General features: G+C 60.4%; 16 protein-coding genes. 9 read left to right on the top strand and 7 right to left on the bottom strand.

The features are described 5' to 3' along the window. Positions 1 to 27 precede the first annotated feature (27 nt). Positions 28 to 1,269 (top strand): MFS transporter, encoded by a 1,242-nt coding sequence (locus IPK32_22740; GenBank protein ID MBK8094707.1) that lies wholly within the window; start codon positions 28 to 30, stop codon positions 1,267 to 1,269. Here IPK32_22740 and IPK32_22735 read toward each other — a convergent pair. Together IPK32_22735 and IPK32_22730 are read right to left on the bottom strand one after the other, a co-directional pair. Next, positions 1,252 to 1,797 (bottom strand): RDD family protein, encoded by a 546-nt coding sequence (locus IPK32_22735; protein MBK8094706.1) that lies wholly within the window; start codon positions 1,795 to 1,797, stop codon positions 1,252 to 1,254. The two genes, IPK32_22740 and IPK32_22735, sit on opposite strands and share 18 nt — an antisense overlap. Positions 1,798 to 1,809: 12 nt before the next feature. After that, on the bottom strand, positions 1,810 to 3,459 hold the full coding sequence (locus IPK32_22730; GenBank protein MBK8094705.1) for a hypothetical protein: 1,650 nt from the start codon (positions 3,457 to 3,459) through the stop codon (positions 1,810 to 1,812). A 258-nt stretch (positions 3,460 to 3,717) separates the two neighbouring features. Between IPK32_22730 and IPK32_22725 the strand changes: the two genes are divergently transcribed. The 4 genes from IPK32_22725 (at position 3,718) to IPK32_22710 (ending at position 6,239) form a co-directional block, all read left to right on the top strand. Beyond that, complete coding sequence (locus IPK32_22725; protein MBK8094704.1) at positions 3,718 to 5,187, top strand: DUF1501 domain-containing protein; 1,470 nt, start codon at positions 3,718 to 3,720, stop codon at positions 5,185 to 5,187. Positions 5,188 to 5,225: 38 nt separating this feature from the next. After that, positions 5,226 to 5,450: a hypothetical protein gene (locus IPK32_22720; protein MBK8094703.1), complete on the top strand. Its 225-nt coding sequence runs from the start codon at positions 5,226 to 5,228 to the stop codon at positions 5,448 to 5,450. A 113-nt stretch (positions 5,451 to 5,563) separates the two neighbouring features. Then, complete coding sequence (locus IPK32_22715) at positions 5,564 to 5,788, top strand: hypothetical protein (protein MBK8094702.1); 225 nt, start codon at positions 5,564 to 5,566, stop codon at positions 5,786 to 5,788. Positions 5,789 to 5,792: 4 nt separating this feature from the next. Next, entirely contained in the window at positions 5,793 to 6,239 is a 447-nt protein-coding gene (locus IPK32_22710; protein ID MBK8094701.1) for a type II toxin-antitoxin system VapC family toxin, read from the top strand. Between the two features lie 3 nt (positions 6,240 to 6,242). Here the strand turns inward: IPK32_22710 and IPK32_22705 are convergent, their stop codons facing one another. Then, entirely contained in the window at positions 6,243 to 7,604 is a 1,362-nt protein-coding gene (locus IPK32_22705) for a Gfo/Idh/MocA family oxidoreductase (protein ID MBK8094700.1), read from the bottom strand. 131 nt (positions 7,605 to 7,735) lie between these two features. Between IPK32_22705 and IPK32_22700 the strand changes: the two genes are divergently transcribed. Further along, on the top strand, positions 7,736 to 8,653 hold the full coding sequence (locus IPK32_22700) for a transporter (protein ID MBK8094699.1): 918 nt from the start codon (positions 7,736 to 7,738) through the stop codon (positions 8,651 to 8,653). A gap of 102 nt (positions 8,654 to 8,755) precedes the next feature. Here IPK32_22700 and IPK32_22695 read toward each other — a convergent pair whose 3' ends face one another. The 3 genes from IPK32_22695 to IPK32_22685 form a co-directional block, all read right to left on the bottom strand. Continuing rightward, positions 8,756 to 11,833 carry a PSD1 domain-containing protein gene (locus IPK32_22695; GenBank protein ID MBK8094698.1) on the bottom strand — a complete coding sequence of 1,026 codons (3,078 nt, stop codon included), beginning with the start codon at positions 11,831 to 11,833 and terminating at the stop codon, positions 8,756 to 8,758. Between the two features lie 49 nt (positions 11,834 to 11,882). Further along, positions 11,883 to 12,719: a carboxylating nicotinate-nucleotide diphosphorylase gene (nadC, locus tag IPK32_22690; GenBank protein ID MBK8094697.1), complete on the bottom strand. Its 837-nt coding sequence runs from the start codon at positions 12,717 to 12,719 to the stop codon at positions 11,883 to 11,885. 69 nt (positions 12,720 to 12,788) lie between these two features. Beyond that, on the bottom strand, positions 12,789 to 14,264 hold the full coding sequence (locus IPK32_22685) for a carboxypeptidase M32 (GenBank protein ID MBK8094696.1): 1,476 nt from the start codon (positions 14,262 to 14,264) through the stop codon (positions 12,789 to 12,791). A 187-nt stretch (positions 14,265 to 14,451) separates the two neighbouring features. Here IPK32_22685 and IPK32_22680 point away from each other — a divergent pair, with 187 nt between their 5' ends. Then, on the top strand, positions 14,452 to 15,486 hold the full coding sequence (locus tag IPK32_22680) for a transposase (protein ID MBK8094695.1): 1,035 nt from the start codon (positions 14,452 to 14,454) through the stop codon (positions 15,484 to 15,486). A 49-nt stretch (positions 15,487 to 15,535) separates the two neighbouring features. Here the strand turns inward: IPK32_22680 and tkt are convergent, their stop codons facing one another. Continuing rightward, the gene (gene tkt / locus IPK32_22675; GenBank protein MBK8094694.1) at positions 15,536 to 17,503 is read right to left on the bottom strand and encodes a transketolase; all 1,968 of its coding nucleotides are present in this window, start codon (positions 17,501 to 17,503) and stop codon (positions 15,536 to 15,538) included. A 185-nt stretch (positions 17,504 to 17,688) separates the two neighbouring features. On the opposite strand from tkt, the gene IPK32_22670 reads away from it, so the two are divergent. Both IPK32_22670 and IPK32_22665 read left to right on the top strand, forming a co-directional pair. Then, positions 17,689 to 19,737 carry a hypothetical protein gene (locus IPK32_22670; GenBank protein ID MBK8094693.1) on the top strand — a complete coding sequence of 683 codons (2,049 nt, stop codon included), beginning with the start codon at positions 17,689 to 17,691 and terminating at the stop codon, positions 19,735 to 19,737. A gap of 76 nt (positions 19,738 to 19,813) precedes the next feature. Beyond that, entirely contained in the window at positions 19,814 to 21,835 is a 2,022-nt protein-coding gene (locus tag IPK32_22665) for an acetylxylan esterase (protein MBK8094692.1), read from the top strand. Positions 21,836 to 22,274 lie beyond the last annotated feature (439 nt).

Here is a 22,274-nt window from a genome sequence, read left to right as displayed (position 1 = left end):
GGCCTCTGGTGGCGTATTTCACTGCGCATGACTCGTGTCCGCCACATGGTACTCGTTGGGCTTTGCGCGGCTGCTGCGCTGGCGTATTTCACGCGCAATGGCGTGGCTCCGGCGGAGAGTACGATCCGTGCGGACTTGGGGCTCACTAAGGAGGAGTCTGGGTGGATGATGAGTGCGTTTTTCTGGTGCTATGCGCTTTTCCAAATCCCAGCGGCGATGCTGGCACGGCGCTGGGGGGAGCGGCGGTCGCTGGCTGCTTGTGCGGTGCTCTGGTCGCTGGCGACGGCGGGGCTAGCGACGGCGAATCTAGGGCTCATGATCGCATCGCGTGCGTGCATGGGCATCGCGCAGGCGGGACTGGTGCCCATCGCGGTAGCGGCGATGGCGCGGTGGTTCCCCCGTGCGGCGCAGGCCTCTGCGGCGGGTGCGTTCAGTGGATTCATGAGCGTGGGGAGCATCATCGCGGCTCCGCTCACAGCGTGGATGGTAATGACGGTGGGCTGGCGGGGGATGTTCCTGCTCTACGCCATTCCTGGTGTGCTGTGGGCACTGTGGTTTGTGGCTTGGTATCGTGACCAGCCAGCGGAGCACCCGGCAGTGAGTGCGCAGGAGCTGCACCTCATCCAAGATGGCCGCGCAGAGTCCGCTGCGCAGGCACAAACGGTGTGCTGGGCGATGCTGCGGCGTGAGCCGATGCTGTACCTGCTCTGTTTGCAGCAAATCTGCCGTGCGGCGGGTTACATTTTCTTTGCGAGCTGGTTCGCCACGTATCTGCAAGAGGCGCGGGGTGTGAGCATCATGAAGTCGGGCTGGCTCACCGCGCTGCCGCTGCTGGCGGATGTGACGGGCTGCCTTTTCGGCGGTGTGGTGTCCGATGCGGTGCTACGGCGCACGGGTAGCCAGCGGCTAGCGCGGCAGGGCATCACGATCCTGGCGCTGCTGCTGTGTGCAGGGCTGATTTTTGCGGCCTGGGCGGTGGCAGAGCCGGTGCTGGCTGTGCTGGTGATCAGTGCAGGGATGTTCTGTGCGGCGGTGGCGAATCCTTGCTACTCCGCGACACTGATGAGCTTCGGCAAAGAACATGCAGCGACGGTGAGTGCCACGACAAACATGTGCGGGAATCTCGGTGCGGCGGCCTTCCCACTGGCGGTGCCATGGCTGCTTTCGCACGCGGGCGGCTGGGATGCGGTGCTGGTGGCCTTCGGCTCGCTCTACATCGCCGCTGCGGTGTTTTGGATGCGGATGAAGGTATCAAGCGGTGATCTGTGAGCGAAGATCGACGACTCTCGTGCCTGCGATCAGGTCATGGAGCGTGCGCTTATCGAGGCGGAAGATCATCAAGCAATCCACGATGATGAAGATGAAATTGATCCCCGGAATAAGGCAAATGATCTGCATGGGCAGCATGCGTTTCAGGATGATTGTTGAGCGGTCACAGGCTCCACCAGAGATGGAATCGATGCGGATTTTCACCGCTTTTTTGCCGATCGTCTGCCCTTTGAGCAAGAACACCCAATTGATGGCTACGATGAAGACAAAACCAAATGCAGACCAAAGGATGTTCTCTGGATTGAAATTAAACATGGAGCCGCCTGCTGCCTGCCGCTCCATCTCGCGCTGAAAAGTGCCAAAATAGAACTGCAGGGGCATTACAACGGGCATGATGATCAGCGAGTCGATGAAGCTCGCTCCGACACGCCGCCAGCGCCCGGCGAGCGGTAGGCTGCTATCATCGGTGGAGGGTGCGGTGAGTGTTTCCGACTGTGGAGCGGCGTAGGGATTGAATTCTTCGTTCATAAAGACGCTGGGTTACTGCGGATGGACCTCTAGCCGGGTGCTGGGCATGGGGGCGGCATCGACTTTTTGCTGCCAGATGTCGCTTTGGTGCTTGCTGCGGAGCTTCACGGTGAAGCCCTTCATGCGGTCGCGGAATTTTTCATCCGTGCGGTTCCAGATGACGATGGCTTCGATGGGGTATTCCTCGCCGAGATCGAGCTCCCAACGCGGGTTTTTGTCCTTGGCGTTGGTGTGGGAAAATTTGCCGCCTTTGGTTTCGTCACCGTTGGTGTCGCCGTCGTTGGCGAACTCGGCTTTGCCGTCCCATTCGGTGCTGCTTTGCCTCGCTTTGCCGAGTGGGCCGACGTTTTTACCGCCGCTGATGATTTCGACTTCCGCGAGATTGAGGATGATGCCTTTGGGGGCATCAATGCGGACATGGCGTGCCATGACAGTATTCGGCGGCGGCGCGGCTGGTGCGGCGGCGGCATCGGTGGTGGCAGTGGGCGGTGCTTTGTCGGCAGCGGTGGCGATGGGGGCGGGCTGGACGGGCTCTGAGAGGCCTACTTTTTCACCGAGGGAGTGCAGGGCGTTTTTCCACCCTCCCTCCGCTGTGAAGGCATAGATGGCGATGCCTGCAATGGCCAGCGCGGTGAGATTGATACCCCAAATCAGGGCGAGGCGGCCTTTGGAGCGGCCAGGCTGGGTGAGCGCTGCGGGGCTGTTTTTTGTAGCCGTGGTCTTTGGAGTGCTCTCGGTGCCCGAAGCGGCATTTTTCGGTGTGATGGGCTTGGGGCGCGGGGCGTTCGGGTTCGCGGCGGGGATGAGCTGACCGGTCTGGAAGCCTGCGGGCATCACGGGTGCCTGCTGCGGCATGTGGATGATGCCGGTGTGCATGCTGTGCATGAGCGCATCGAGTGCCTGCGCGGCGCTCTGCGGCCGCTGCGCGGGATCGAGCTTCAGGAGCCAGCCGAGCCAGTCGATGAAGGGGGAGTCGATATCTGGCCGCACTTGGCGCAGCGCGGCGATGTCAAAGGTCCGCCACTCGCTGAGGATCTGCTCGACGCTGTCACCCTGGGCTGGGGCCATGTTTGTCGCGAGGACAAAGAGGCTGCACGCGGCTGTGAAGAGGTCACTACGGCTCGTGGGCACTGCATCCGCGCTGTGGAGCTCTGGGGCACGGAACCAGAGTGTCTCAGCAGCATGATTCGTACGAGCGAGCGAGACACCCCAGTCCTGGACTTGGAGAAAGAGACCGCCTGCGGGGTGATCTGCGATGATGAGGTTGGAGGGCTTCGGGTCGCCGTGTGGGGTGCGCATTTGCTCCCCGCACATGAGAGCCTGCATGAGCTGCACGGCTACCGCACGGAGGTCTGGCGGTGTGATGCGGCGTGCGGTGGCGAACTCGCGTGCGTTCATCCCCGGCATGAATTCATAGACAAGGGCGAAGTCGTCCTCCGTGGGCAGCAGCGTGATGAGCCCAGCGATGTGTGGCCCACGCACATGCATGAAGGAGTGTGCCAGGAGCTGGAGCCGCTCACGATCGAGTGGGTAGGGTGTCTCATGCTCTTCGAGCAGTACTTTGATGAGCACTTTGCGCCCCGTCATGCCCTCCACGCCACGATACACCTTGGCCGAAGGGCCTGCGGCGAGGAGCTTTTCGGGCTGAAAGTGGTCGTTCATGGCCTAATCGGAAGATAAACCTGCCTTCAGCATGGCAAAGCCCCCCACTTGTGCGCAACCGTTGATTCCAGGCGAATGGAAAATTTTAGGTGGGGTCCGTGAGAGCTTATTTTAGCTGCCTGGGTGCTCGATGTGCGGGTCCCAAGCATGGACTTTCCCGCTTTGGCCCGGTAAACTGGCCGCCCTGGGCAAGAATCTGCCCCTGCGTCCGTATCACGCGGCCAGTTTCTTCCATCTCACCTCAAACCTTCGCACACCATGTTCCGCATCCCTGGAGTCCCCGGTAAAGATCTCTGTGACCGCCATCTCGGCAGCACTCGACGCGACATCTTGCGCGTCGGCGGTGCCTCCATGATGGGCCTCACCTTGAACAACATGCTGCGTGGTCAGGCCATGGCTGCCAATGCGCCCGCTGCGGGCCGTGCTGGCTGGGGCAAGGCGAAGCACGTTCTCATGATCTACCTCCAGGGCGGCCCGAGCCATCTCGATCTCTGGGACCCGAAGGAGAATGTGCCGGACAAGGTGCGCTCCGCATTCAAGACCATCCCCACCAAGATCCCCGGCAAGCACTTCACCGAGATCCTGCCGCAGCTCGCGAAGGTGAATGACAAGTTCACCATGATCAACTCGATGAGCTACACGCCCAATGGGCTCTTCAATCACACCGCCGCGATTTATCAGATCATGACCGGCTACACGACGGATAAAGTGAGCCCCTCCGGCCAGCTCGAGCCGCCGAATGCCAAAGACTTCCCTAATTTCGGCTCGAACATCGTTCGCCTGAAGCCACCGACCGAGCCGATGCTGCCCTTCGTGCAACTCCCGCGTCCGCTCCAGGAATCAAACGTCGTCGGCAAAGGCGGCGGCGCAGGCTTCCTGGGCAAATCCTTTGATCCCTACACCCTCTTCCCCGATGGCGACGACCTCGACATGGGAAAGATGGACCGCATCAAGATCGAAGACCTCCAGCTCCGCCCCGACCTCTTCAGCGTGCGCCTCGAGCGCCGTGAGAAGCTCCGCGATGCCATCAATTCCCAAATGCCGCAGATCGAAGCCGCGACGAAAGACCTCAGCCTCGATGAATACTACAGCCAGGCCCTCAATCTCATCTCCAGTGGCCGCGCCCGCGACGCCTTCGCCCTCGATCGCGAATCCACGAACATCCGCGACCGCTACGGCCGCAACACCTTCGGCCAGAGCTGCCTACTCGCCCGTCGTCTGCTGGAGGCTGGCACCCGCGTCGTCGAGGTCATCTGGCCCAAAGTTGCCAACTCCGACAATCATTCCTGGGACCACCACGTCGGCCTCACCCAGCGCATGAAGAACCAGAGCGGCCCCATGCTCGATCAGGGCCTCAGCGCCCTCTTTGAAGACCTGGAAGCCACAGGCCTGCTCGATGAGACCCTCGTCGTCGCACTCGGTGAATTCGGTCGTAGTCCGGAAAAAGGCGTCTCCACCTCTGGCAATGGCAACAGCGCCGATGGCCGCGACCACTGGCCGTACTGCTACACCGCCGTCATCGGTGGTGCCGGCATCAAGCGCGGCTACGTCCACGGCAAATCAGACGCCACCGGCTCCGCCCCCACCGAAGACCCCGTGCACCCGATGGAACTCCTCGCCACGATCTACCACAGCGTCGGCATCGACCCCGAAACCATCGTGTACAACCACCTCAACCAGCCCCGCGAACTGGTGAAGGCCAAACCGGTGACGAAGCTGTTTGCGTAAGTAGCACTCAGCGACTCCTCGGCACCTTCTGCATCGTTATGCACGCCATCCAGTGCTCTGTACGCTTCGTGAGCGATGGTGAATCTCGTCTCCATCTCGCTCTCGAGGCTCAAATCTACGACGACATGCTCCAGCGCCACAAGCGCGAGCTTGCTGCCATGAACTCCATCTCACGCTGGCTGCGAAAGCAGCAACTTCGTCGCCAAGCACGGCTTTTAGCTCAAAGCAGCGATCCGAAGCCAGCGGGGCAGAGCTTGTTCTGAGCGCCCAACGCCAAAACCTCTGCCTCTCTGCCTCTCTGCCTCTCTGCGGCTCAGTCGAACGTCCCAGAGCCTGCTGCTTGCCTTTCGCCCGCTGTCATGAGATGATTTCACATATGAAAACAGTGAGCAGCCGCAAATTCTATGCAGACACCAGCCTCGTGGATGAGCTCACGACAGGTGATCAGCTTGTCGTCACTGCGGGCGGTAAAACCAAATTTATCGTCACCAAAGCAGGAAAACCACGCATGACGCGTGAATTGGCCTCCCGGCGGGCAGTAGGAGACCCAAAACGCCCCACCTTCGACGGCGCAGCTTTTCTGAAATCGCTGAAGAAGTGATCTTATGACTTTCTATGCGGACACATCTTGGTGGCTGGCCTGTAAGAGCAATCGCGACCAACACCATGCTGCGGCGATCAGCCTTTTCGATATTGATCCTGCGGCCGATGTGCTTTGGACGCCTTGGCACCGAGTTGAAGTCTTCAATAGCTTTCGACAGGCCGAAAGGCACGGTTTGATCCAATCAGGTGAGTCGCGTCAGATGATCCGACTGCTCGAACACGAGATCAAACTTGGCTATTGGACCCACCGGGAGTTTCACTGGACGAATGCTATTCGCGAAGCCTGCCAGATCAGCGAAAGGCATTCGTCCAACATGACTGTGCGCGGTATGGACCTCTTCCATATCGCTGTGGCCTGTGAGCTGAATGCCGACGTATTCCTCTCTTTTGACGAAGATCAGCTTCAGCTCGCCAAAGCAGCCGGATTGAGCATTCAGCGTCTCAGATAAGTTTTACGCCGCAGCGACTTCAAAACCAGCGCGGTAGGTTTTGGTGAGCAGCTTGTCGGCCTCCGGCGAGTTGTTGAAGCGTAGATTGGCGGCGTCCCATTCGAGGACGAGTTTGCTGTCTTCCAGGCGGCCACTGACGGCGTTCAGCGATGGCAGGCATACGCGGGTGGCGATGTTGCCGAGCTGCACGGTCTCTGCCAGCGGTCCGGCGTAGTGGAAGCCGTCGCTGGTCTTGCCACCGCTCAGGCAGGCATCGATCCAGGTGTGCCAGTGGCTGCGGCCTTCCTCTTTCGGGTATTTGAAGCCGGTGAAATTCTCCACCGGATACAGGCGCGGTCCTGCCACATGCGCCTGCACGAGGCAGCCTCCCTCTCCGATGAAAATACTGCCGCTCGCGGGCAGATCAATGTTCCCAGGCATTTGCGCGAGCTTGTGTGAGGGCTTCAGGCCACCATCCATCCAGGTGACTTTGATCGTCTTATCTGCTGTGTATGCCGTGCCGGGGAAGATATAGTTGATCGTCTCACTGGTGGGCCAGATCTGCTCATTGATGCCGCTGTTCTTCGCATGGATGCTGATCGGTGCCGTGAGATCCAGCGCAGTGAAAACGGGATCAAGGATGTGGCAGCCGAAATCGCCCAATCCACCACCACCGAAGTCCTGCCAGTCACGCCAGGAGAAAGGATGATACGCCTCTGCATAGTCACGCATCGGTGCTGCGCCGATCCATAGGTCCCAATTCAAATTCGCAGGTGCAGGCTTCGACGGTGGCGGTGTAAAGCGCCGCGTACGCTCATTGCCCGTGACGCCGACCCAGGAGTACACTTCTTTGATTTTGCCGATGGCACCTTCTTTAATCAATCGTGTGCCGAGCCGGTATTCGAGCGCGGAGTGGATCTGGTTGCCCATCTGCGTCACGAGGCCTTTTTTCTCTGCCCACAGGCGCATCTGGCGTGCTTCCCAGACCGTGTGAGCGAGCGGTTTCTGGCAATAGATATGCTTCCCACGCTGCATCGCTGCCACCGCCACGGGTGCGTGCATGTGATCTGGGATGCCCACCGTCACCGTATCGAATCCATCACCGAGTTTTTCAAACATCTGCCGGTAATCGCTAAAGTGGGCCACACCGGGATGCGCCTGATCCGCCTGATCGAAGTGATTGGCATCCACATCGCAGAACCCGACGAATTTCACTGCTGCATGCGTGCCCACGTTTTTCAAATCGTTGAAGCCCATGCCATTCACACCCACGCAGGCCACTTGCAGCTTGCTGTTGAGATTCTGCCCACGTACGACCGCAGGGAATGCGGCGGCGGCGAGAGTAGAATTCTTTAGAAAAGAGCGACGAGAAGAGGTGGGATTCATAGCGTCAGAATCTACGTCGCTCGGTATCAAGCACTTGCGATTAACTGTTTCCATTATTGCCTCGCATCAATTGCACATTCTCCGCCAATCATGGTGGATCAATGCGTGGGACTGCATGCTTTAATACACGCATGGACCCAACAAACTACTCCACGCACTCGTGGCTGCGCAGTGCCGGTATCACCGCCTGCGCCGCCGTCTCCCTCGTCGTCAATGCCTATGCTGGCACCACCGCCCCTGCGGCCAATAACAGCATCCAGGCCGCCGCCTCATGGAAAGATCACACCATCTCGCCGGTGACAAACCCGATCTTCTTCGAAGACGCCGCTATTCGCACGGAGGTCCGGCCCATTTTTGTGCATCATCGCATTGATGACAGCTTCCTCGGCGGCGGTGATGCCCAGCTTTATGCGCTGCAGCTCCGCTACGCGCTCACCCCCCGTCTGGCACTCATCGCCACGCAGGACGGCTTCATGGACGTGAATAACGATGCTCTCGCCAATCCAAATGGCTGGATGGATCTTGCCGTCGGCTTCAAATATGCCCTGATCGACAATGATGCCTCCCAGTTCCTCCTCACGCCTGGTTTGACCTTCCACATTCCGACCGGTAGCCGTGACGTCTTCCAGGGACGCGGCGGCGGCGAGTTCAATCCCTTCATCGCCTTCCAAAAAGGCTTCGGAGACTTCCACCTCAGTGGCAATCTCGGCTGGCGCTTGCCAGTGAACTCTGATGAGCAGTCCTCTGTCTTGCACTACAGCATCATGGCTGACTACTACGTCAGTGATCGCTTCGTGCCATTCGTCACCTTCAATGCCTTCAGCGTCACGAATGCTGGCAACAACATCGGCCTCCTTTCTGAAGGCTATGATGTGTTCAACTTCGGTGCCACTGGATCACAGGGCGTCACTCAGGGCATGATCGGCGTCGGCTTCCGCAGCCGCTTGTTTGCCGATACTTGGCTCGGTGTCGCTTATGAAAAAGCCGTCATCTCGCCGAAGGGACTCACCGATGAGCGCTTCACGCTCGATCTGAGCATCCGCTTCTGATCTAGCAAAGCCGACAAAAAATTACCCGTGCGGAAATGCTCGGGTGTGTTGAAGAAAAGGGCGCATGAGGGCGAAAGTTCTCATGCGCCTGACTTTTTGCCCCTACTTCACCAGCGCCTCATCGAGATTGAGCACCAGGCTCGCGATCATCGTCCACGCCGCCAGCTCGGTGGCGGGGATTTGAGCATCAGGCTTCGATTCGCCGTAAGAGATGGCTTTTTTCGCCTCATCAGGCTTCGCGGTGAAGGACTTCAGATGCTGCTCCAGTGTCTGGCGCACGATTTCTGCCTCCTGCGCCGAGGGGAAGCGGCTCGTAGCCGTGCGATAAAGCGCGGTGATGCGTGCATCCGTGCTGGTGGCGCTCTTCATGATTCGCTCGGCAAAGGCTCGCGCAGCTTCGAAGTATTGAACATCATTCATCAGTGTCAGTGCCTGTAGCGGTGTGTTGCTCCGCTCGCGGCGCAGGCAGTAGCTCTCGCGATTCGGGGCATCAAAGGCTGTCATGTTCGGTGGTGGTGCCGTGCGCTTCCAGAAGGTGTATAAACTGCGCCGATAGAGCGATTCACCGTGATCCTGGATGTAGTTCCGCGTGTTGCTGCCGCCGAAGGCCACGGGTTCCCAGATATTCTCCGGTTGATACGGCCTCACGCCTTTCCCACCGATTTTCGGACTGAGCAAACCCGCCACAGAAAGTGCCGCATCCCGCACCACCTCAGCATCCAGCCGGAATCGCGGCCCACGGGCCAACAAGCGATTCTCCGGGTCCGAAGGCGAACCCACAGCGATGAACTGCGAACTCTGCCGATAGGTGTGTGACGTGACGATCATCCTCACGAGCTTTTTCATGTCCCAGCCACCTTCGCGGAAAGTGACCGCCAACCAGTCCAGCAGCTCAGGATGGCTCGGGGGCTCGCCCTGGGAGCCGAAGTCGTTCGTGGACTTCACCAGCCCTGTGCCGAAAAACTGCTGCCACAGCCGATTTACCTGCACACGGGCCGTGAGCGGGTGCTGCGGGCTTAGCAGCCACTTTGCGAGGTCGATGCGGTTATACGATGCCTGCTTTGGCAAAGGCGGGAAAATCGCAGGCGTGGCATGCGTGACCTTGTCCTTCGGCTTATCATACTGACCACGCTCCATGGTGAAGCTCTCACGCGGCTGCGGCAGATCTGCCATGATGAAAGTCGCGGGGATTTGGTCCTCCAGCGCCTTCTTTTTCGCTTCCAGGACCAGTTTATCCGCTCGGATAGCTCCGATGGCCTCGCGGGCACCTTGATACTCATTTTCGAACCACCATTCCCGCAGGCGCTTCACCTCTGCTTCAGGCCACTCCTCTGGTTTTTTGCCTCGGACCAGCGTTTGCAGATCATTCGGCAGTCCCTCGACACGGCGGCCCTGATGACGCTTCGTCCACGCAGCCCAGGACCATTGTGGGTCCTTCGCAGGCTCCACGCGGCTGCTGATGGCCAGCCTATCCCATGTCACTGTCCCAGCGAACTGCGTGAAGGCATAACCCGTGATTTTATTGCCTGGTTTCAGGCCCAAGCGATCCGCAGCTACCTCCAGCGTCACCCATTTTCCCAGCTCTGGCAGGCCACCCACGCGTACACGCTCCGGTGTGCGCACTTTGCCGAAAGGGATCGCTCCTTCCTCCCCCCACACGGCACGGTGATTCCAGCCAGCCGTGTGAAACTGGATCATCACGGCCTTCGGTGGGTTCTTCGCATCCAAAAAGCACTCCACACTGATCTTCCCATTCGCGGGCACTTCATAGGAAGCACCCCGATCAAAGAAATCCTGCGCCACACCCGTCGCCGTGCGCTGCAGTGCCTTCTTCCCGCTCTTCACTGGTGCCTCCACGAGCTTCAGCGGAGCTCCGCCGCTCGATTCAGGCTTCACATTCGGTGGGAAGCCGTCCTCGAACCACACCACCTCACTCGTCTGCACTGGCGGTGGTGGATTCAGCGTCGAGGGGTCTGTGTAAGCGATCCGCGAGATCTCTCCCCGCAGCCTCGTCTGCACTGCCGCGATCCCTTTTTCATACTCCTCCAGCGTCTTCGCCTGCTCGGCACTGCTCAGGCGCAGCGTCGGTGGAGTCAGAAGGATATTCCCATCCATCGCCGGATCGGCGGTGCTATTGAAAAAGGCATACATCGAGTAAAAATCCCGCTGAGTGATCGGATCATACTTGTGATCATGGCACACCGCACAGCCTGCCGTCAGGCCCATCCACACCGCCATCGTCGTCTCCGTGCGATCCACCGCGTAGCGGAAGATGAACTCCTCATTGATGCTCCCGCCCTCACTCGTCGTCACATTGCAGCGATTGAAGCCTGAAGCGATTTTTTGCTCCGTAGTCGCATCTGGCAGCAGGTCGCCCGCAAGCTGCCACAGCGTAAACTGATCATACGGCAGATTCGCATTGAAGGCACGCACCACCCAGTCGCGGTAAGGCCACATGCTGCGCTCATTATCCAGATGTAGCCCGTGCGTATCCGCATAGCGGGCCACATCCAGCCAATACCGCGCCATGTGCTCGCCATAGCGCTCCGACTTCAGCAAGCGATCCACCACCCGATCATAAGCCGTCTCCGACGTATCCGCCAAAAACGCATCCATCTCCGCTATCGTAGGCGGCAGTCCCGTGAGATCGAGCGTCACACGGCGGATCAACGTCTCGCGTGAGGCCTCCGGCGCGGCGGAGAGGCGGTGTTTTGCCAGCTCCGCCTGGATGAAGGCATCAATGGAATTCCTGACCTCCGCTTTCTGGCCACGCACTCCCGGCACTGCGGGCTTCACCGGTGGCTCAAAGCTCCAGTGCTTCTGATATACCGCCCCTTCCTTGATCCAGCGCTTAAGCAGCTCGATCTGCGCAGCCGTCACCTTCTTATTCGTCTCCGGCGGCGGCATCACCTCATCTTCATCATGAGAAAGGAGGCGCTGGATCACGCTACTCGCATCAGGATCACCTGCTTTGACCGGAAATACGCCCTCAATCGCCTTGTAAGCACCCTCCGCCGTATCGAGCCGCAAATCAGCCTTCCGCTTCTTTGCATCGAAGCCGTGGCAAGCGAAGCAGTTATCACTCAGGATCGGCCTGATGTCGCGATTGAAGTCCAGCGTGCCCGCCGCAGACGCGGAGACACAGCACAGGACATGGGCAAGCAAGATGCGGCATTTCATGGGGCCGCAAACAACGCTCCTCGATACAGCAGGCTTTCGTTCCGTACGATCACTCCAGATCCAGCGCCAGATCCAGTGCACGCACCGTATGAGTCAAAGCACCCACAGAGACTGCATTCACACCTGTCGAAGCAAACGCGTGAATCGTATCCAGCGTGATGCCACCGCTCGCCTCCAGCCACAGGCGTCCCTGCACCATCTCCACCGCCTCACGCAGCGTTTGCACATTCATGTTATCCAGCAGCAGCATGTCCACGCCCTCCAGCGTCAAAAAGTCCCGCACCTGGTCCAAGCTTGCCGCCTCCAACTGTACACGCGTCCCCGGCCGCTCAGCACGCAAACGGCGTATATTGCTCTGCAAAGCCTCCAGGCTCGGATTCGCCGCGTGGTGATTATCTTTCACCATCGCGTGGTCGTAGAGCCCCATGCGGTGATTTGTGCCGCCACCGTGCTTCACAGCCGCTTTTTCGAGCAAACGCCAGCCTGGAGTCGTCTTTCGTGTATCCCACACCTGAGTCGGGTACGGTCGCACCGCCTCCACATAGCGCCGCGTCTGCGTCGCGATCGCACAGAGCCGCTGGAGGAAATTCAGCGCCGTCCGCTCCGCTGTCAGTAGCGCACGCGTGCTCCCCGTGGCCTCCAGCAGCGTGCTACCACGCTCAAATCGCTCACCATCGTCGATCAGCACCTTCACCTCCGTTTTTGCATCCACCTCGCGAAACACGGCCGCTGCCACCTCCATCCCCGACACGATCCCAGGCTCTCGCGCCACGATCTTCGCCCGTGAACGCGACTCCTCCGGGATAAAGTAAATCGACGTCACATCGCCCGTGCCGACATCCTCGGTCAATGCGGCGCGGATCAAATCAAGAGTGCTGTGGTGCATAGGAAAGAATAGAAAGCAGGTGGCGCAGAACACGCCCACCATCAAGCCCTCCAGCACAAAACTCATCCCTCAAGTCGCATACCGCTCTCGTAGGTGCTGAATGTGCCACTTGGCATCCGTAGGCCGCCCCGTCGCCTCCTGCATGATCTCTGTCGGCGTCAGCGCCGCCCCATGCGAATGCACATTCTCACGCAGCCAAGCCAGCAGCGGCGCATAATCACATTTTGCCAATCCTGCAGCCACACGGCGCTGCTTCTTGGCCGTATGGAAAAGCTGCGCGGCATTCAGATTCCCCAGCGTATATGTCGCGAAATAGCCCAGCCCACCCATGCTCCAGTGAATATCCTGCAAGCAGCCCCGTGCATCATCCGGCGGCGTCATGCCAAAGAGCTCACGGAATTCCTCATTCCACACCTTTGGCACATCCCGCACAGCCAAATCGCCCTTCACCAGGCGGCGCTCGATCCCGAACCGCAGCAAAATATGCAGATCATACGTCGCCTCATCCGCCTCCACCCGGATGAAACTAAACTCACTGCGCAGCACCTCCCGCATAAACGCATCCAGCTTCACCTTCCGCAGATGCGGAAACAGCTCCGCCGCACGCGGCAGCCATCGCTCCCAGAATGCCCTGCTACGGCCCACATGGTTCTCCCACAGCCGACTTTGTGACTCATGAATCCCCAGTGAAGCCGCACTGCCTGCTGGCAGCCCATATTCCAGCCCAGGCAGCCCTTGCTCATAAAGACCGTGTCCAGCCTCATGCATCACACCAAACAGCGACGAAAGGAAATCACCCTCATCATACCGCGTCGTCAATCGCACATCCCCAGGCCCCAGCGTCGTGCAAAACGGATGCGCCGTCGTGTCGATACGACCAGCCTCAAAATCAAAGCCCAAGCTCTCAGCGATCTCTCGATTCAAAACCTGCTGCTTCGCCACTGGATAGCGCCCCCGAAGCGTCCCCGGCTTCGTCTTCGCTGAAATCGCCACAGCCGCACGAGCAATCTCACCCAACTGCGGGCGCAACTTATCAAAAAGAGCCGCAACATCACGCGTCCTCGCCCCCCGCTCATACAGATCCAGAAGCGCATCATAAGGCTCATCTGCATAGCCATACAGATCCGCTTTCTGCCGGGCAAACTCCAACAGTCGCTCCAAATGCGGAGCAAACATGGAAAAATCCGACCTTGATCGTGCCTCTACCCACGCCGCCTTCGCATGTGTGCAAGCCTCGCTCTCCTCACGCACAAAGCGTGATGGTAGCTTAGTCGCCCGCTCAATATCACGGCGCAGGCCCCGTAAATTTGCCGTCTGCGTCGAAAACTCTGGTGGCTCCGACTCCGCACGATCCAGCAGCGACCGAGTTCTCTTCGAAGTCAGCCTTTGATGAGCCTCCCCCGACAACCAAGCCATCTGTCGAGCGCGGTGTTCCAGCGCCTTCTCTGGCATATAAGTCTCCTGATCCCACGACAGAACCGACTCCGTCGAAGTCAGCACCGCCACCTCCGACACGACATTTCTAAGCGACCGATAAGCATCCATAGCCCCCACCCATGCCCCCACCAACCGCCCCCGACAATCCCAAATCCGCGATTGTTGCTATCAACTAATAGTCTGTCCCTTTATCATATACCGCTTGCGCCACGCCGATTCGTTGCCAGTTTCGCCCACTCCTCCTCTCCCCCATCCTTCAGACCCTACTTTTCACTTCTCACAACCCCTCTCCATCATGCGCCAGGCTCGGCTCAAGGCTCCCAAACATCATCCCACCGCGTTCTATCATTGCGTCTCTCGCGTGGTCGATCGCGGCTTTCGGCTCAAGGAGCAGGAGCGTGAGATGTTTGTTGGGCTCATGCGCATGTATGAAACTTTCTGCCAGGTGCGGGTGGTGACGTTTTGTGTGCTCTCCAATCACTTCCATGTGCTCGTGGAGGTACCACGCAGGCCGGAGGTGTTGCCGACGGAGGAGGAGGTGCTGGGGATTGTGCGCAGGGCTTTTGGGAAGGCGACGGAAGGGCAGGTGAGGGCGGAGGTGGAGCATTTGCGCAAGATCGGAGCGCAGGCGGAGGCGCAAAAGATCATCGACGGGCTGATGGCGCGGATGTGGGACATCTCGGCGTTTATGAAGTCGCTGAAGCAGCGCTTTACGCAGTGGTTTAATAAGAAGGAGAAACGCAAAGGCACGCTGTGGGAGGAGCGCTATCGCAGCACGCTGGTGGAAGGTGGTGGGACGGCGCTGGCGATGGTGGCTGCGTATGTGGATCTGAATCCGGTGCGGGCGAAGTTGGTGACAGATCCAAAGGATTACCGGTGGTGCGGCTATGCGCAGGCGGAAGCGGGGATCAAAGTGGCGAAGAGCGGCATCGAGCTGGTGGCACGAGGGCAATTGGAGGGACGCAAACCCGAAGAGGGCCATGTGCAGCACTACCGGAAGCTCTTGTTCACCTGGGGCACGGCATCGAAGACGAATGCGGATGGGACAAAGAAGGGGGCGATCAGCGAGACATCGCGGCGTGAGGTGATGAAGCGAAGTGGGAAGCTACCGGTGGCGGAGGCGCTGAGATGCCGAGTGAGATATTTTACGGATGGAGCGGTGATAGGGGGCAAGGAGTTCGTGAACGCGATCTTCAAGAGCCAGCGGAAGCGCTTTGGTGCGAAGCGGAAGGATGGTGCGCGGATGGTGCGCGGGATTGAGATGGCTGAGGGCACGGAGAAGCTCTGCACGCTGCGTGATCTTCGCGTGGAGGTGTTTCGATCAGCATGAAAAAGGGAGGCCTGAGCGGCCTCCCTTCGTCAGCGTTGTTTGTCGCGGATTATGCCAAAGCCTTCGCGACGGCCTCGGCGGTGATGCCGAGTTCTTTGAACACAGTGTTGCCAGGGGCGCTGATGCCGAAGCGGTCGATGGCGATGATCTGGCCCTGCGTGCCGACGTATTTCCACCAGAGACCGGAGACGCCGGCTTCGATGGCGACACGCTTAGTCACTGCGGCGGGGAGCACGCTTTCGCGATAGTCGGCGCTTTGACGATCGAAGCGTTCAAAGCAAGGCAGGCTGACGACGCGGACGCCGGGCTTGCCTTTGGCACCTTCGACGGCCCACTGAACTTCCGAGCCGGTGGCGATGACGATGGCTTCCAGCGGCGCAGTTTCCTGCACGAGGATGTAGCCGCCTTTCAGCGTTCCTTCGCGGCGTGTGGTGGCGCTGACGCCACCCTGGTGCGGCAGATCCTGACGGCTCAAAGCGAGCAGTGTGGGGCCATCGGTGCGGCTGAAGGCAGCGGCGAAGGCGGCGGCGGTTTCTTCGGCATCGGCAGGGCGGATGACGTCGAGGTTCGGGATCACGCGGAGGCCGCTGACGGTTTCCACGGGCTGATGTGTGGGGCCGTCTTCACCGACGCCGACGCTGTCGTGCGTGAAGATGTAGGTGACAGGCAGTTTCGCGAGCGCGGCGAGGCGGATGCTCGGGCGGCAGTAGTCGGCGAAGACGAGGAACGTGGCACCGCTGGCCTGGAAGATGCCGTCGTAGGCGATGCCGTTGCAAATCGCGCCCATGGCGTGCTCGCGGATGCCGAACCAGATGTTGCGGCCCTTCGGATTGGCGGCGGAGTAGTCGCCACCGTCCTTGATGTAATTCTTGGTGGAGCCAAAGAGGTCGGCGCTGCCGGTGATGAGCTTCGGCGCGGCCTTGGCGAGGTGATTGAGGATTTCGCCGCCGCTGTTGCGGGTGGCGGCCTTGCCTTCGGCGGGATACTCGGGGATGACTTTGAGCAAATCTTCCGCGCTGGCGCTGCCGGCTTCGAGTTCGGCCTGGAGCGCCGGATTGGCGGCGGCCCACTCTTTGTACATCTTGCTCCAGCGCTTGTGGATGCGGCTGCGCTTGGCTTTCAAATCGGCGAAGTAGGCCTTCACGTCGTCGCTGACGTGGAAATGCGTGCCTTCGGGGATGCCGAGGGCTTTCTTCGCAGCATCGACGAATTTTGCGCCGCCTTCGCCGTGACCTTTGGCGGTGCCGGCGACTTCTGGGATGCCCTTGGCGATGATGGTCTTCGCGATGATGATCTTCGGCTTGCCGTTGTCGGTCTTTTTGGCCCGCTGGATGGCCTTGGCGATAGCTTCGAGGTCATGGCCGTCGATCTGCACGGCGTCCCAGCCGAGTGCACGCCACATTTTGAGGGTATCTTCGCTCTGGGTGACGTTGGCCATCGCGTCGAGCGTGACGTCGTTGGAATCGTAAATGAGGATGAGGTTGTCGAGGCCGTTGTGCGCGGCGAAGGAGGCTGCTTCGCGTGCCACGCCTTCCTGGAGGCATCCGTCGCCAGCGAGGGCGATGATGTGGCTGTCGATGATCTGATGCTCGGCGGTGTTGTATTTCGCCGCGGCCATTTTGCCGCTGAGGGCGTAGCCGACGGCATTGCCTACGCCTTGGCCGAGCGGGCCGGTGGTGCACTCGACGCCGGGCGTTTCGTGGAACTCAGGATGGCCCGGTGTGATGCTGTGGAGCACGCGGAACTTGCTCACGTCATCAATGCTCACCGCATAACCGCTGAGGTGCAGCCAGGAGTAGATGAACATGCTGCCGTGACCGGCGGAGAGGATGAAACGGTCGCGATTGAGCCACTTCGGATCAGCGGGATCGCACTGGAGGCTTTGGCCGAAGAGCACCGCGCCGATCTCCGCCGCGCCGAGCGGGAGACCGAGGTGGCCGGAGGAGCACTTGTGCACGGCATCCATGGCGAGACCACGGGCTTCGTTGGCAGCTTTGGAGAGGAGGGCGTTGTTCATGGGCAGAAAAAGGGTGGGCGTAGGCTTGGGGCGGGGAGTTTTTCGGGGGTGCGTTCCTTAGTGGCTCGATTTGGCTGTTTCAAGGCTGAATCACGCGGGTGGCTTGCCGCGATTCAGTGAAAAATGGGATGAACAAATGAATGCGGATGACCGAATGAGGAAGGCCGCCGTACTTACTTCCTCCCGTGCCCATTTCGCTCATTCATCTCTTTCTTCTCGTACTACTCAGTGTTGCCGCTGCTGCGGAGGTGCCGCTGGCCTGGGGGCCGCATGCCGATCTGAAGGCAAAACCCGCTGGCGAGGGGGAGATCGAGATCACGCTGGGTGATGGCAATCCGCATTTCTGGACCGGCATCGTCCCGGCGGGCTTCGATCCGCAAAAACACCGCGTCTTTGAATTGGAATACTTTGCGCCGAACGGTCTCGATGCGGCGACGCTGCGCTTTCGCACGGCGGATGGTAAAATGGCCATCGCAGGCACCGATTCGTTGCCTTTGAGTGAGGCCTGGCAGCCCTGGGCCTTTGATCTGAGCCGCACGCCCGCTCAGCCTGCGGCGGGGCATGCGGAGATGCGCTTCCACGTCGCACTACACGGGCGGGCGGGCACTGTCCTTCGCATCCGCCGCATGCGGCTGCGTGAGATGAATGCCGAGGAGCAGCGCCGACTGGCCCAGCGTGAACAAATCACCGCCCAGCGCAGCCAGGATGCCCAGCGCATCCGCAGCTATCTCGATGCGCAGTGGCCCGCGCAGCTCCACACCGTCCATGCGGGCCTGCACGACATCACTTTGAGCGGTGTGGGCACGGCGGGCATGCATGCGGTGCCGATTCCGCCAGAAGTGGCCTCACATGTCGCAAAGCCCATTTTGGCCGAAAAAGTCGTACTCGATGCCCAGGGCCGATTTCGGCTCATTTTGCCGCGATTGGACCCCAAAACGCAGCGTGATCGTGCCACATGGCGCTGGCGGCTGGCGGACGAAAAGGGCTCCACATGGCTTTCCGCTGCCAAATGGCCCACCGTGGTCGGTCCGGCCCTCGGCGGCACTTTGCCACGCATGCAGGCAAAGCACGCAAAGGGCCTGGGCGGCATTCCGCACATCGCTCAGCCTGAGCATGAGATCTTCCAGCTCGGCATCGCCCATGCGACGATCAATCTCGTCGTGAATGCCTTCATTCGCGACACGCCCGCGCCAGGGCATGTGCCATGGCCATGTGAGGGCCGCACCTACTTCATCCATGAGCGTCTGCTTCACAGCACGGATGCCACCCTGCGGCTTTTGAGTGACCGGGGCATCATCGTCAGTGGCATCTTGCTCATCGGAAATCACCGCCATCCAGATGGCAGGCCGCACCATGCCATGACGCATCCAGAGGCAGAGCCACGCGGCATCTTCTCCATGCCGAATCTGACCGCCGAGAGCCCCGCACGGATCTACGCCGCCGGAGTGCGCCTGCTCGCCGAGCGCTACGATGGCAGCGCAGGCCGCCCCGGTGGCCGCATCGCGAACTGGATCATCCACAACGAGATCGACCAAGCTGGCACCTGGACAAACATGGGCGACCAGCCGCTGGAGCGTTATTTGGAGTCCTACATGCGCTCCGCGCGGCTCGTGCACCACACCGCGCGGTTGTTTGATCGCCATGCACGCGTCTTCATCAGCCTCACGCATCACTGGACGCGGCGCAGCAGCGGCACAGGCACCTACATCGTGCGGGACATGCTGGAGCTCTTTGCGAAAATGGCGCGGGCAGAGGGCGACTACGAGTGGGGCGTGGCCTACCACCCTTATCCACGTGATTTGCGCAATCCAGACACCTGGGCCGATGCCGATGTCAGCAGCGGCTTCGACACCCTCTACATCACGCCGAAGAACTTGGAGGTCCTGCCCACCTTCCTGAACCAGGAGCGCTTTCACTTTGCCGGAAAGCCGCGCGGCATCCTCCTCAGCGAGCAGGGCTTCAATACACCCACACTCAGCGAGGCCGATCAGCGCCGCCAGGCCGCCGGGCTCGTGTACGTCTTCCAAAAGCTCGCCAAGCTCCCGCAAATCGAAGCCTACCACCTCCATCGCTACCAGGATGCCCCTGCGGGCGAAGGCGGCCTGCGCCTCGGCATCATCACCGAAACCGGTGCGCACAAGCTCGGCTGGGATGTGTACCGCGAGATCGGCACCGGCTCAGAAAAAGAGCGCCACTTCACCGAGCAAGCAAAACACCTCTGGGATGCGAAATGAGCTCTTCGGAGTTCCACCGCTTGTTCCCATCCTTGATGAACTCGGCCCATCCGCAGCGTTTTGAGTGCCGCGCATCATGAAATCCACCCTGCTCCTCCTCGCCGCCCTTTTCGCCACACTCGCACACGCGGAGGACATCCGTCATCAGCCACCGAAGGATCTGAATGGCTATTTCCCCTTCGATCCGCCCTCCTCACTCAGCGAGTGGGATCAGCGCCGGGATTACGTCCGCCGCCAGATCCTCGTCGCAGAAGGCCTCTGGCCCATGCCCACCAAAACACCGCTCAATGCCGTCATTCATGGCAAAGTCGAAGGCGATGGCTTCACCGTGGAGAAAGTCTATTTCGAGAGCGCACCCGGCTTCTACGTCACCGGCAGCCTGTGGAAGCCCAAGACCATCCAGGGCAAAGTCCCCGGCATCCTCTTCGCCCACGGGCACTGGCAGGATGCACGCCTCTCCCTCGCCACCGATGACGTCGTGCGGCGTGAGATCGCTGCGGGCAGTGAGCGCTTCGAAAAAGGCGGCAAAAGCATCTTCCAGAGCCTCTGTGTGCAGCTCGCTCGCATGGGCTGCATCGTCTGGCAGTGGGACATGCTCAGTGACTCCGACTCCGTGCAGATCCCGCGTGAAGTCGTGCATAAATTCGCCAAACAACGGCCCGAGATGAACACCACGGCCAACTGGGGCCTCTATAGCCCCCCGGCCGAGTCCCACCTGCAATCCATCATGGGCCTCCAGACGCTCAATGCCGTCCGCGGGCTCGATTTCCTCCTCTCCCAGCCAGAGGTCGATCCCGAGCGCACCGCCATCACCGGAGCCAGCGGCGGCGGCACCCAGACCATGCTCCTCGCCGCCATCGACGACCGCATCAAGCTCTCCTTCCCCTGCGTCATGGTCAGCACCGCCATGCAGGGCGGCTGCACCTGTGAAAACGCCTCCCTCCTACGCATCGGCACCGGCAACGTCGAATTCGCCGGCCTCTTTGCCCCGAAACCCCAGGGCATGAACACCGCCAACGACTGGACCAAAGAAATGGCCACCAAAGGCTTCCCAGAGCTCCAGAAGCTCTACACCGCACACGGCGCAAAAGACAACGTCCTCCTCGTCCGTGGCGAGCACTTCCCGCACAACTACAACGCCGTCACCCGCAGCGCCTTCTACACCTTCATCAACAAGCACTTCAAGCTCGGCCACACCTCACCCGTCATCGAAACCGACTACGAACCCCTCACCAAAGACCAACTCAGCGTCTGGGACGCCCAGCACCCCGCACCCAAAGCCGCCGATCCCGACTTCGAGCGCCGTTTGCTCAAATGGTACACCGAAGACAGCCAAAAACAGCTCCAAGCCGCCGACGCCGAAAAAGTGCTCCGCCCCGCCATCGAAGTCGTCCTCGGCCGCAGCTATGACCAGGCAGGCAAAGTCGAGTGGCAGCTCTCCGACAAGCAAGATCGCGGCGATCACCTGGAAATGACCGGCACACTCACCAACACCACCCACCAGGAGGAAATCCCCGTCGCCTGGCTTTACCCGAAGAACTGGAATGGCCGCGTCATCATCTGGCTCGATGACCAAGGCAAAACCGGCCTGCAAAGCGACGAGGTGAAAAAGCTCGTCGCAGCCGGTGCCGCCGTCGTCGGAGCCGATTTACTCTTTCAGGGCGGCCAGCCCGTCCGGGAAACACGCGTCGTCGCCAATCCGCGTGAATTCGCCGGCTACACCCACGGCTACAATCACGCCCTCTTCGCCCAGCGAGTGCATGACGTGCTCACGCTCGTCACCTTTCTGCGGAACACCCGCGTCAGCACCCACCCCAGTCCGAAAAGCGTCTGCCTCGCCGGTTTGGGAGAGCAGACAGGCCCCATCGCCATCGCCGCCCGTGCCTTGGCCGGAACGGCCGTCGATCGCGCCGCCGCAGACAGCCACGGCTTCCGCTTTGGGAAGATCCTCAGCTACCGCAGCCCCATGTTCCTCCCCGGCGGCTCCAAATACCTCGATCTCCCCGGCCTCATCACCCTCAACGGCCAAAACCCCCTCTGGCTCCACGGCGAGCCCAATCCCACCCCCGGCACCGCCACCGAGTGGCTGCTGAAGTAAGCAGTGAGTCCCCCCGAGGCTTCGGGCTTTGGCATCCTTGGACTGCGGCAGCCTGCTGCCGCTTTTCCGAGGCAGCCCTGCTGCCGCCGAAGTCTCCTGGTGGACGAAAAACGCACGAGGCTTGCGCAAACGCGAAAGCGCCTTGGCGAAACATCGTCTGGGAAGATTCGACGGCCAGCAGGCTGGCCTCCCGAAAGCGGCAGCAGGCTGCCGCAGTCCATGTCACGTCAGGCCTCGCCGGAAATCCCATGAGCCCAGATTCGACAGAAGAATGGGGACAGGAGAATGGATTGGCCTGAATCTTTTGTCCCCATTCTTCTGTCGATGAAGCTCCGCTTGTTTCCTGAGGGGCTCGACCCTTCCGAGGTGCGTCAGGAGGTCTGAGCCTGGCGCGAGAGGCTTCCCAGGGGATCGCTTGCGCCCTTGGGCCTCGGGCGGT

Source organism: Verrucomicrobiaceae bacterium (genome assembly GCA_016713035.1).
Lineage (GTDB): Bacteria > Verrucomicrobiota > Verrucomicrobiia > Verrucomicrobiales > Verrucomicrobiaceae > Prosthecobacter.
This window is presented reverse-complemented; position numbering and strand designations above follow the sequence as displayed.